The organism is Magnetospirillum moscoviense (genome assembly GCF_001650635.1).
GTDB classification, from domain to species: Bacteria; Pseudomonadota; Alphaproteobacteria; order Rhodospirillales; family Magnetospirillaceae; genus Magnetospirillum; species Magnetospirillum moscoviense.
In genome coordinates this window covers 19,530-29,367 of record NZ_LWQU01000150.1, presented here as the reverse complement: position 1 = coordinate 29,367, position 9,838 = coordinate 19,530, and the positions used below count along the sequence as shown (strand labels likewise).

The window sequence follows — 9,838 nt, the reverse complement described above, 5'->3', positions numbered from 1 at the left end:
CCGCCACCACCAACGCCAATCAGGCTGGCAGAATCTCAGAGCAAGGGCCGCTCGAACAGGCGGCCGTCACCGGGGGGATACGATAAGCAGGCCACTCATTTATTGAATTGTGTGGTGGTTCTGAAATTCGTATTGCCATCCGAATTTCAGAACCACCACACTAGGCCCCGAACTGCGAGGGGCTGGGTGATGCGTCGGATTCTGATCGGGGTGCTGGGACTGATCCTGTCGGCCCATGGCGCCATGGCCGCCGAGAAGCTGCAGGTTCCGCAATTGCTGGGCTGGAAGGTGATCGTCAGCCTGGCCGACCGCAACGGCGAAACCACCGAACTGATCCCCGGAAACGAAGCCGCCGAATCCTGGACCCGGCGCGCCACCATCCAGGCCTTTCGCGGCACGCCGCTGACGGCGCAGGCCTTCCTGGACACCGTGGTCACCAAGACCGGCCAGGTGTGCGAGCAGGCCTCGGCCGGGCCGTCCAGCTTAGGGATGGTCGGCGGCCGCGAGGCCGGCAGCCGCACCGTCGCCTGCGGCCGCTACAAGGGCGACGGGCGCGGCAGCATGACCCTTTACTTCGTGGTGCGGGGCAAGGACGCCTTTTATGTGGTCAGCCGGGCCTGGCGCGGCGAGCCGTTCGCCCAAGGCACCGTCCCGGTGTCGGCGGCCGAGCTGGCGGAATGGGTCGCCTATATGAACGCCGTCGATCTGTGCGACAACAAGGACCCCAACCGGCCGTGCCGGTAGGGAACCGTTCGTGAAAAAGTCCCTGAGCGAAGCCGAGGGACTTTTTCACGCCCCCTAATCGTCGCCCATCTTCAAGGCGGCCAGGAAGGCCGATTGCGGGATTTCGACCTTGCCGAATTGGCGCATGCGCTTCTTGCCTTCCTTCTGCTTGTCCAGCAGCTTGCGCTTGCGGCTGACGTCGCCGCCATAGCACTTGGCCAACACGTCCTTCCTGAGCGCGCTGATGGTCTCGCGCGCGACGATGCGACCGCCGATGGCCGCCTGGATGGCGATCTGGAACATCTGGCGCGGAATCAGTTCCTTCAGCCGGGTGCAGATGGCCCGACCCCGGCTTTCGGCGTTGGCGCGGTGGACGATGAAGGCCAGGGCGTCGACCGGCTCGGCATTGACCAGGATCGAGGTCTTGACCAGATCGCTTTCGGTATAGCAATCCATCTCGTAATCGAAGCTGGCATAGCCGCGGCTGATGGACTTCAGACGATCGTAGAAGTCGAACACCACCTCGTTCAGCGGCAGCTTGTAGACCGCCATGGCACGGTTGCCGGCATAGGTCAGGTCGATCTGCTGGCCGCGCCGTTCGGTGCACAATTGCAGGATCGAGCCCAGATATTCGTCGGGCACCATGATGGTGGCCTTGATCCACGGCTCTTCCACATGGTCGATGCGGCCGACGTCGGGCATGTCGGCGGGATTATGCAAATCCATCACCGTGCCGTCGGTCAGGGTGATCTTGTAGACCACCGACGGCGCGGTGGTGATCAGGTCCAGATTGAATTCGCGCTCCAGCCGCTCCTGGATGATTTCCAGGTGCAACAGGCCCAAAAAGCCGCAGCGGAAGCCGAAGCCCAGCGCCGCCGAGGTCTCGGGCTCGTACTGGAAGCTGGCGTCGTTCAGGCGCAGCTTGCCCAAGCTGTCGCGCAGATCCTCGTAATCGGCGGCGTCGATGGGGAACAGGCCGCACCACACCACCGGGATCGACGGCTTGAAGCCCGGCAGCGCGACCGGGGCCGGCTTCTTGTCGTCGGTGATGGTGTCGCCGACCTTGGTGTCGGCCACCGCCTTGATGCCGGCGGTGATGAAGCCCATCTCGCCCGGGCGCAGGTCGCTGCAGCGGATCATCTTCGGCGTGAAATAGCCGACCTGATCGACTTCATAGGCCGCGCCCGTCGCCATCATGCGGATCTTCTGGCCGCGCTTCAGAACGCCGTTCTTGATGCGCACCAGGATGATGACGCCCAGATAGGCGTCGTACCACGAATCGACCAGCAGGGCCTGCAAGGGCGCATCGACCTCGCCCTCGGGGGCCGGCAGCCGCTTGACCAGGGCCTCCAGCACGTCGCCGATGCCTAAGCCCGACTTGGCCGAGATCATCACCGCTTCCGAGGCGTCCAGGCCGATGACGTCCTCGATCTGCTGCTTGATGCGCTCGGGCTCGGCGGCGGGCAGGTCGATCTTGTTCAGCACCGGCACGATCTCGTGGCCGGCATCCAGGGCGTGATAGACATTGGCCAGGGTCTGAGCCTCGACGCCCTGGCTGGCATCGACCACCAGGATCGAGCCCTCGCAGGCGGCCAGTGAGCGGCTGACCTCATAGGCGAAGTCGACGTGGCCGGGGGTGTCCATCAGGTTCAGCTGATAGGTCTTGCCGTCGCTGGCGGTATAATCCAGCCGCACCGTCTGGGCCTTGATGGTGATGCCGCGCTCGCGCTCGATATCCATCGAGTCCAGGATCTGCTCCTTCATGTCGCGCGCCTCGATGGCGCCGCAGGTCTGGATCAGACGGTCGGCCAGCGTCGACTTGCCGTGGTCGATATGGGCGATGATGGCGAAGTTGCGGATGTGCGAGAGCTTGGTCATGGGCGGGCGTTCGACAGCCTTTCAAGGGTTTGGGCGGACCATAGTCTGTAGAGGGCGGTTTTGGAACCCCGCGCATGCAGGTTGCGCGCTTTCGCCTTCGCGCCAACCGGGTTAGGATCAATGGGATCAGGCTAAGGAGCGCGATCGATGCAGCCCGACGACACCGCCAAGACCGACCCGCACGTTACCCGGCGGCGCAACCGCATGGCCGGGATGTGGGCGGCGGAATTGCTGGGCCTGATCGGCCAGGCCGCCCAGGATTACGCCCACGATTTGGCGCACCGCCACGACGGCATCCCCGACGACGAGCCGGTGGCCCGTCACCTTCTGGCCGATCTGAAGGGCAAGGTGTCCCTGCACGAGATCAAGGACAAGCTGGCCCATCTGGTGCAGGAAGCGAAGAAGCAGCTGCATCACGAGGGCAAGGGCAAGTAACGCGCCCCGCTTTTTTGTTCCCGACGAAAAAACCCCCGCCGTTTCCGGCGGGGGTTCTCGTCATCACAGCTCGGAGGCCAGCTGCCATACCGCCGGCGACCGCCACAGGCGCGACTTCAACAATTCGCGCTCGTAGACGAATTCCTTCGGCAGGCGATCGAGGAACTTGTCGAACAGTTCCTCCTGGCTGCGCGCCTCGGCGACGCCGTCCTCGCGCTCGATGGTCATCAGGTCGTGGAACTTGTCCTGGGCATAGTCCAGGCCGTTCCATTCGACGTCATCATAGGTTGGCACGAAGCCGAACGGGCTTTCGACGCCCTGGGCCTGGCCGTTGACGCGGTCGGTGATCCACTTCAGCACGCGCATGTTGTCGCCGTAGCCCGGCCACATGAACTTGCCGTCCGGCCCCTTGCGGAACCAGTTGACGCGGAAGATCGGCGGCGGGTTCGAGACCTTGCGGCCCATTTCCAGCCAATGGGTGAAGTAATCCGCCATGTTGTAGCCGCAGAACGGCAGCATGGCGAAGGGGTCGCGGCGGATGGCGGCCTGGCCGACGGCGGCCGCCGTGGCCTCGGAACCCATGGTGGCGGCCAGATAGACGCCGTGGGTCCAGTTGAACGACTGATAGACCAGCGGCATGGTCTTCGACAGGCGACCGCCGAAGATGAAGGCCGAGATCGGCACGCCGGTCGGATTTTCCCAGTCGGGATCGACCGACGGGCACTGGCTGACCGGAGCGGTGAAGCGGGCATTGGGATGCGCCGCCGGCTCGGTCGAGTCAGGGGTCCAGTCGCGACCCTTCCAGTCGATCAGATGGGCCGGCTTGTCTTTGGTCATGCCTTCCCACCACACGTCGCCATCGTCGGTGAGTGCGACGTTGGTGAAGATCGAGTTGGCGGCGCAGGCGGCCATGGCATTGGCGTTGGTGTCGGCACCGGTGCCGGGCGCCACGCCGAAGAAGCCCGCTTCCGGGTTGATGGCGTAGAACTTGCCGTCCGCACCGGGCTTGATCCAGGCGATGTCGTCGCCGACGGTCCAGATCTTCCAGCCGTCGAAGCCCTTGGGGGGCTGCAGCATGGCGAAGTTGGTCTTGCCGCAAGCCGACGGGAAGGCGGCGGCGACATAGGTCTTCTCGCCTTCGGGGTTCTCGACGCCGACGATCAGCATGTGCTCGGCCAGCCAGCCCTCGTCACGGCCCATGGTCGAGGCGATGCGCAGCGCGAAGCACTTCTTGCCCAACAGCGCGTTGCCGCCGTAACCCGAGCCATAGGACCAGATCGCCCGCTCTTCCGGGAAATGGCTGATGGTGATGTTCTCGGGGTTGCACGGCCAAACCACGTCCTTGGCGCCATCGGCCAAGGGCGCGCCGACCGAGTGCAGGCACTTGACGAAGTGACCGTCCTTGCCCAGCAGCTCCAACACCGCCTGGCCCATGCGGGTCATGATGCGCATGTTGACGACCGCATAGGCCGAATCGGTGATCTGCACGCCGATATGGGCGATGTTCGACCCCAGCGGCCCCATCGAGAACGGCACCACATACATGGTGCGGCCCTTCATGCAGCCGTCATACAGCTTGCCCATCCGTTCCTTCATCTCGGCAGGCGCGACCCAATTGTTGGTCGGACCGGCCTCGGCCTTGGTGGCCGAGCAGATGAAGGTGCGGTCCTCGACACGGGCGACGTCGCGCGGGTCAGACCGGCACAGATACGAATTGGGACGCTTGGCGTCGTTCAGCCGAATCATCGTTCCGGCTTCGACCATCTGCCCGCACAGGGCGTCGTACTCCGCCTGGGAACCGTCGCAGATATGGATGCTGTCCGGCTTGCACAGCCGGGCCATTTCGTCGATCCAGGCCAGCAAGCTGGCATTGATCGTGGTTCCGCCGGGAATACCGTGTTTGCTCATGATCACCTATCTCCATCCCTTATAGATGGAGGCCGTACCGCGCTGGCCGGTGTCCGCCCTAAGAGCGGGCCTGGTCGGTGGGATGACCCCCGAAACGGGCGCCTTACATCGCGCCTTTAGCCCCGAAGAGGACGCGAAGATAGCGATAAGGCGTGTCAGGGGCAATGACAATGCTGTATCGAATGCCCCCCAATTTAGCGGGGCAGGCGTTCCCACCCGGCAAGGGTCGCTTGACCCGCCTGCTCCCGGGTGGCCACCGGACGCTCGAAAGCCAGGCGGACAAAGGATTCGCCGCATCTCAGGTCGGCCCCGTCGATGTCGGTTCCCACCACCTGCCAGCCATCCGCCAGTGTGGGGGCGTCGCACCCCGCCACCGCCGCCGCCTGGTCCGGGTCCAACCCGAACGGGGCGTCGAACCACACCGCCCGGCCGAAGCCGCCGACGAAATGGACCCGCTCGGGCACCACCCGCCAAATGCCGAAATCGGCGAAACCGGCATAGAGGGCCGCGCCGGGATGCAGGGCCAGGAAGCGGGCGCGGTCCTGGGGATTGGCACTGGGCTCGGCCCGGCCGGTCAGGGTGACGCGCGGCCCGGTCTGCGGATTGGCCAGCCCGTCGGTGCCATCGAACAACAAGGACACCCGGGGATCGGCCAGGATGTTGCGGGTGTGGTCGGACAGACCCGACAGCAGCAACAGGGGCGCCAACAGCGGATCGACCACCACGGTGACCAGCGAGCAATAGGGCGCGCCGTCCATCAAGGTGCCCAGCGTCGCCTTGCGGCAGGCCCGCACCACCCGGCGCAAGGCCAGGCGGTTGTCGGCGGGCAGTTGACCTTCGTCATTCACCGGGTCTTTGATCATCGGGCATCACTGGCAAGACTTGTTTGGACGAAGGGGATCATCGCAGATGAACGCATTCAAGGGAACCGTGCTGGCCCTGGCCGCCCTGCTGGCCTGCGGCCCGGCCCTGGCCGGCGACGCCAAGGTCGGCGACATCGAAATCAAGAACGCCTGGGCCCGGGCGACGCCGCCGAAGGCTCCGGCCGGCGGCGCCTATCTGACCATCGTCAACAATGGGGCCGCGGCCGACAATCTGGTCGGCGCCAAGGCCGACATTTCCAAGAGCGCCGAGTTGCACACCCACATGGCGCAAGGCGACACCATGCGGATGATCGCCCTGTCCAGCGTCGAAATCCCCGCCGGGCGCACCATCGAGTTTGCCCCCGGCGGGCTGCACGTCATGCTGATCGGCCTGAAGGCGCCGCTGAAGGAAGGCGCCACCCTGCCGCTGGAGCTGGAATTCACCCAGGCCGGCAAGGTCACCGTGGTCGCCGAGATCAAGCCGATCGGGTCTATGGGCCCGGGCTCGATGGGAATGGGCGGAATGCCGATGCAGCACGACCCCGCCATGCACGAAAGCCACATGAAGGACCCCGACCACCGCAAGATGCACGAAACCATGCATCCGCCGGGGAAATAGGATCACGCCCCCTTCCCGGTGGGGAAGGGGGCGCAAGACCGGATGCGGCGGTGGGGGCAGGGGGGATGCCGCTATCCGGCCCTATTCAGAATAGTCAGTGGCCTGCTTATCCCCGGAATTCGCCATGCGAAGTTCGGGGGCAGGACACTCGTCAATGAAGCCGGCCGGACCCCAGCATGCCGTGCAGGAAGGCCAGGTGGTCGGCGACCATCACCGCGTCGGGCTGGCCGGCATGGCCATGCATCATCGCACGGCGAGCCAGCAGCAGGTCGCGGGTGGGACAGGCCCCCAAGGTGGCGGCCATGTCCTCGATCAATTGCGCCGCCTGGGCGAACAAGGCGTCCGGCTCGGTGTCGAACCAGCCCTCGGCTCGCAAAGTGTCGTAACTCTCGACCAGGGTCCGTTCGACATCGCCAGAGGCGGGAGAAGATTTCATGGGCCACTCCTTTGCGAGTGATACTTGGAATGATTCGACTATAACGCCCAGACACGAACAGCGTTCGTGCCGTGCGTGAGCGCACCAACAACAGTCTATGACCAAGGCATAAATAGGTTCAGCGGGCCAGGCCTTCAAGCAGGGCCAGCCCGTCGGCCCGCTTGCGCGGCAGCGGCGCGTCGGCGGCCAGCAAGCCCAACGCGCGGGCCTTCAGCCCCAGTTCCAGCAGGAAGGGCGGCTTGAGGTGGGCAGCGGCCAGCGCCTGATGGTCGGCCAGCACCGTTTCGGCCTCGCCCTGGCGGACCACTTGGCCGGTGGCGAACAAGGCGACGTCGTCGGCCCAGCTCCAGGCCAGATCGACGTCGTGGGTGGTGAAGACCAAGGTGGTGCCGCCCTGGCACAGCCGGTCCAGCGCGGCCAGCAGATGCACCGTGCCGAACGGGTCCAGGCCGGCGCTGGGCTCGTCCAGCAAAAGGATGTCGGGCCGCATCGCCACCGCGCCTGCGATGGCGGCGCGCTTCTTCTGGCCGAACGACAGCATGTGCGGCGGCCGGTCGGCCAGGTCGGCGATGCGCAGGGATTCCAGCGCTTCGGCGACCCGGGCGGCGACGACCGATTCGTCCAGCCCCAGGTTCAGCGGCCCGAACGAGACATCCTCGGCCACCGTGCCGGCGAACAATTGATCGTCGGGATCTTGCAGCACCAGGCCGACGCGGCGGCGCCACGAGGCCCGCTGGGCACGGCCATGGGCCATGGCGGCTCCGTCAATGCGCACCTGGCCGGATTTGGGTTCCAGGGTTCCGTTCAGATGCAGCAGCAGCGTGGTCTTGCCTGCGCCGTTGGGACCCAGGATGGCGAGGCGCCGGCCCCGGCGCACCGCCAGGTCCAGCCCAGCCAGGGCCGGGGCGCCGCCGGGATAGGCGTAATGGAGGCCGCAGGCTTCCAGGATCACCATGCCAGGCCCAACCCGGCGATCGAGACCAGCAAGATTGCGGCGCGGGCCAGGCCCCAGACCGAGACCGGCCGGTGGGCCGACAAGGTGCGCAACGACCCGTCGAAGCCGCGCGCCGCCAGGCCGATTTCCTGGCGGTGCGCCCGGTCCAGCGCCCTGGGCAGCAGCGAGGCCGCCAACAGCCCGGCCGAGCGGATGCGCCGTCGCCAGCCGACCGTGCCAAGGCGGGCGGCCTGGACGGCGTGCATGGTCTGGGCGGTGTCTTGCAAGATGAAGATGAAGCGATAGATCGCCAGCGCCACCTCGGCCAATTCCGGGGCCAGGCCCAGCCGCCTCAGGCCGCCGATCAGGGCCGGCGTGGGCGTGGTGGCCGCCAACAGCAACAGCGCCGCCACCGCCGCCAGGGCGCGCAGCGCCACCGCCAGTCCGGCACGACCGCCATCGGCGGCCAGATGCAGGCCCGCCGCATCGATCTCGACCGCCAGCGCCACGGTTCCGGTGGCGATGAAGGCGGCCGGCGGGGCCAGCAGGGCCAGCCAGTCGGCCGGGCCGACGCCCGAGCGCCAGGCCAGCAGGCTGGCCGCCACCAGCACCGCCAGGGCGCCGGGAAAAGGCGGCAGGGCCAGCGCCAGGCCCATCAGGCCCAGCGCCGTCACCGCTTTTTCGCTCAAGGATTTGTCTTTCCAGCGGCTGGCGGCGGCCAGCCGGTCGGTGCGAATCATTTCGGGCGCCGACCGTGCAGCCGGCCCAGCACATAGCCCAGCAGCCCCGCCCCCGCCGCCGCCTGCAGGGCGAACAACAGGCTTTCGATCTCCTTGCTGGGCGGAGTCCAGATGTTCGAGAACCACGGGCGGTAGCCCGATTCCTCGATCACGGCCTGGGCCTGGCCGTCGGCCCCGCCATAGCTGCCCTCGATCCCCAGGATCAAGGGCGCCGCCACCACCAGGATCGCCGCCCCCAGCAGCACGATGTTCTGTCGCGCCATGGTCATGCCCGCACCTCGGCCACCAGGGCGCGCTGGTTCAGCGCATTCATCACCACCACCGTCAACAATCCCTCGGCCACCGCCAGGGGAATCTGGGTCACGGCGAAGATGCCGGCGAATTTGGCGAAGGCGCCGGCGAAACCGCTGGCGGCGTCGGGAAAGGCCAGGGCCAACTGGGCCGAGGTCACCACATAGGTCCCCAGATCGCCCAACATGGCGGCCAGGAACACCGCCACCGACGGCCCCAGGCCGACCTTGCCGGCCGCCTTCCACACGCCCCAAGCGATCCACGGCCCGGCCACCGCCATCGAGAAGACGTTGGCCCCCAGGGTGGTCAGGCCGCCATGGGCCAGCAACAGGGCCTGGAACAGCAGCACCACGGTGCCGATGATGGTGGTGGCGGCCGGCCCCACCGCCAGCGCGCCCAGGCCCGTGCCGGTGGGATGCGAGCACGAACCGGTGACGCTGGGCAGCTTCAGGGCCGACAGCACGAAGGCGAAGGCGCCGGCGGCGCCGAAGGTCAGCCGCAATTCGGGCCGCTCGACCAGAATCCGCTTCAGGCGCACCGCGCCGGTAACGACGAACGGAGCGGAAATAGCCGTCCACGCCAGGGCATGCCCGGCGGGAAGGAATCCTTCCATGATATGCATCTATCCACCTCTTGGTCCGCGAACAGCGAACACACCGCCCCGACTTGGGACATCACCGTTCCAGGACACCCCGCCCGGAAGGTCGTGCGCACGCGGGTTCGACGGCAGGTCTCCTGGCTCGCGGGTCAAGGGTTCCGGCATAGCCTTCCCGACCTTGGAAACGTTCGCCGGTGGATATCCTGGCAAACGGGTCAGTGGCAATCGCGAACGGCCGGAACCTCTCCGCCTACAGTTGCGGGGGCAGCGCCGGAATCGCACCGGCTTCCCATATTCACCCCCTTCACCCTTGCGGACTTCGGGGGAACCGTCTGGGCGGACTATAATTTCGCCACATTGGGGAAGTCAATTTCGCTTTCGCGCCGGGCCGGTTTGCGCGACCCTGGGCCGGC

The 9,838-nt window shown here is 66.5% G+C and carries 11 protein-coding genes and 1 riboswitch; of the genes, 3 read left to right on the top strand and 8 right to left on the bottom strand.

Going from position 1 to position 9,838, the window contains the following annotated elements; translation table 11 throughout:
• Positions 1 to 189: 189 nt before the first annotated feature.
• Complete coding sequence (locus A6A05_RS13010; protein ID WP_068501784.1) at positions 190 to 744, top strand: hypothetical protein; 555 nt, start codon at positions 190 to 192, stop codon at positions 742 to 744.
• Positions 745 to 798: 54 nt separating this feature from the next.
• On the opposite strand, the gene lepA is transcribed toward A6A05_RS13010, so the two are convergent.
• Positions 799 to 2,601 (bottom strand): translation elongation factor 4, encoded by a 1,803-nt coding sequence (gene lepA, locus A6A05_RS13005; protein ID WP_068501782.1) that lies wholly within the window; start codon positions 2,599 to 2,601, stop codon positions 799 to 801.
• A 147-nt stretch (positions 2,602 to 2,748) separates the two neighbouring features.
• On the opposite strand from lepA, the gene A6A05_RS13000 reads away from it, so the two are divergent.
• On the top strand, positions 2,749 to 3,036 hold the full coding sequence (locus A6A05_RS13000) for an ATPase inhibitor subunit zeta (RefSeq protein ID WP_068501779.1): 288 nt from the start codon (positions 2,749 to 2,751) through the stop codon (positions 3,034 to 3,036).
• A gap of 63 nt (positions 3,037 to 3,099) precedes the next feature.
• Here the strand turns inward: A6A05_RS13000 and A6A05_RS12995 are convergent, their stop codons facing one another.
• A complete protein-coding gene (locus tag A6A05_RS12995) occupies positions 3,100 to 4,944 on the bottom strand; it encodes a phosphoenolpyruvate carboxykinase (GTP) (RefSeq protein ID WP_068501776.1) in 1,845 nt (614 codons plus the stop codon).
• Positions 4,945 to 5,138: 194 nt separating this feature from the next.
• Complete coding sequence (locus A6A05_RS12990) at positions 5,139 to 5,807, bottom strand: HugZ family pyridoxamine 5'-phosphate oxidase (RefSeq protein ID WP_068501774.1); 669 nt, start codon at positions 5,805 to 5,807, stop codon at positions 5,139 to 5,141.
• A 46-nt stretch (positions 5,808 to 5,853) separates the two neighbouring features.
• Here A6A05_RS12990 and A6A05_RS12985 point away from each other — a divergent pair, with 46 nt between their 5' ends.
• On the top strand, positions 5,854 to 6,426 hold the full coding sequence (locus A6A05_RS12985) for a copper chaperone PCu(A)C (RefSeq protein ID WP_068501771.1): 573 nt from the start codon (positions 5,854 to 5,856) through the stop codon (positions 6,424 to 6,426).
• Between the two features lie 151 nt (positions 6,427 to 6,577).
• On the opposite strand, the gene A6A05_RS12980 is transcribed toward A6A05_RS12985, so the two are convergent.
• From A6A05_RS12980 to A6A05_RS12960, 5 genes are all read right to left on the bottom strand, one after another.
• Complete coding sequence (locus tag A6A05_RS12980; RefSeq protein ID WP_068501768.1) at positions 6,578 to 6,862, bottom strand: hypothetical protein; 285 nt, start codon at positions 6,860 to 6,862, stop codon at positions 6,578 to 6,580.
• Between the two features lie 118 nt (positions 6,863 to 6,980).
• Positions 6,981 to 7,817, bottom strand: a complete 837-nt coding sequence (locus A6A05_RS12975) for an energy-coupling factor ABC transporter ATP-binding protein (RefSeq protein ID WP_068501765.1) — start codon at positions 7,815 to 7,817, stop codon at positions 6,981 to 6,983.
• The gene (cbiQ, locus tag A6A05_RS12970; RefSeq protein WP_068501762.1) at positions 7,811 to 8,536 is read right to left on the bottom strand and encodes a cobalt ECF transporter T component CbiQ; all 726 of its coding nucleotides are present in this window, start codon (positions 8,534 to 8,536) and stop codon (positions 7,811 to 7,813) included. The genes A6A05_RS12975 and cbiQ overlap by 7 nt, the downstream gene beginning before the upstream one ends.
• Entirely contained in the window at positions 8,533 to 8,805 is a 273-nt protein-coding gene (locus A6A05_RS12965) for an energy-coupling factor ABC transporter substrate-binding protein (RefSeq protein WP_068501758.1), read from the bottom strand. The genes cbiQ and A6A05_RS12965 overlap by 4 nt, the downstream gene beginning before the upstream one ends.
• Positions 8,802 to 9,440, bottom strand: a complete 639-nt coding sequence (locus A6A05_RS12960; protein WP_245644294.1) for an energy-coupling factor ABC transporter permease — start codon at positions 9,438 to 9,440, stop codon at positions 8,802 to 8,804. The genes A6A05_RS12965 and A6A05_RS12960 overlap by 4 nt, the downstream gene beginning before the upstream one ends.
• A 95-nt stretch (positions 9,441 to 9,535) precedes the next feature.
• A riboswitch (cobalamin riboswitch) is annotated at positions 9,536 to 9,773 on the bottom strand.
• Positions 9,774 to 9,838: the final 65 nt, after the last annotated feature.

Coding starts and splice junctions, on each gene's coding strand:
- A6A05_RS13010 (WP_068501784.1), top strand. CDS start 190: ATGCGTCGGATTCTGATCGGGGTGCTGGGACTGATCCTGTCGGCCCAT.
- lepA (WP_068501782.1), bottom strand. CDS start 2,601: ATGACCAAGCTCTCGCACATCCGCAACTTCGCCATCATCGCCCATATC.
- A6A05_RS13000 (WP_068501779.1), top strand. CDS start 2,749: ATGCAGCCCGACGACACCGCCAAGACCGACCCGCACGTTACCCGGCGG.
- A6A05_RS12995 (WP_068501776.1), bottom strand. CDS start 4,944: ATGAGCAAACACGGTATTCCCGGCGGAACCACGATCAATGCCAGCTTG.
- A6A05_RS12990 (WP_068501774.1), bottom strand. CDS start 5,807: ATGATCAAAGACCCGGTGAATGACGAAGGTCAACTGCCCGCCGACAAC.
- A6A05_RS12985 (WP_068501771.1), top strand. CDS start 5,854: ATGAACGCATTCAAGGGAACCGTGCTGGCCCTGGCCGCCCTGCTGGCC.
- A6A05_RS12980 (WP_068501768.1), bottom strand. CDS start 6,862: ATGAAATCTTCTCCCGCCTCTGGCGATGTCGAACGGACCCTGGTCGAG.
- A6A05_RS12975 (WP_068501765.1), bottom strand. CDS start 7,817: ATGGTGATCCTGGAAGCCTGCGGCCTCCATTACGCCTATCCCGGCGGC.
- cbiQ (WP_068501762.1), bottom strand. CDS start 8,536: ATGATTCGCACCGACCGGCTGGCCGCCGCCAGCCGCTGGAAAGACAAA.
- A6A05_RS12965 (WP_068501758.1), bottom strand. CDS start 8,805: ATGACCATGGCGCGACAGAACATCGTGCTGCTGGGGGCGGCGATCCTG.
- A6A05_RS12960 (WP_245644294.1), bottom strand. CDS start 9,440: ATGGAAGGATTCCTTCCCGCCGGGCATGCCCTGGCGTGGACGGCTATT.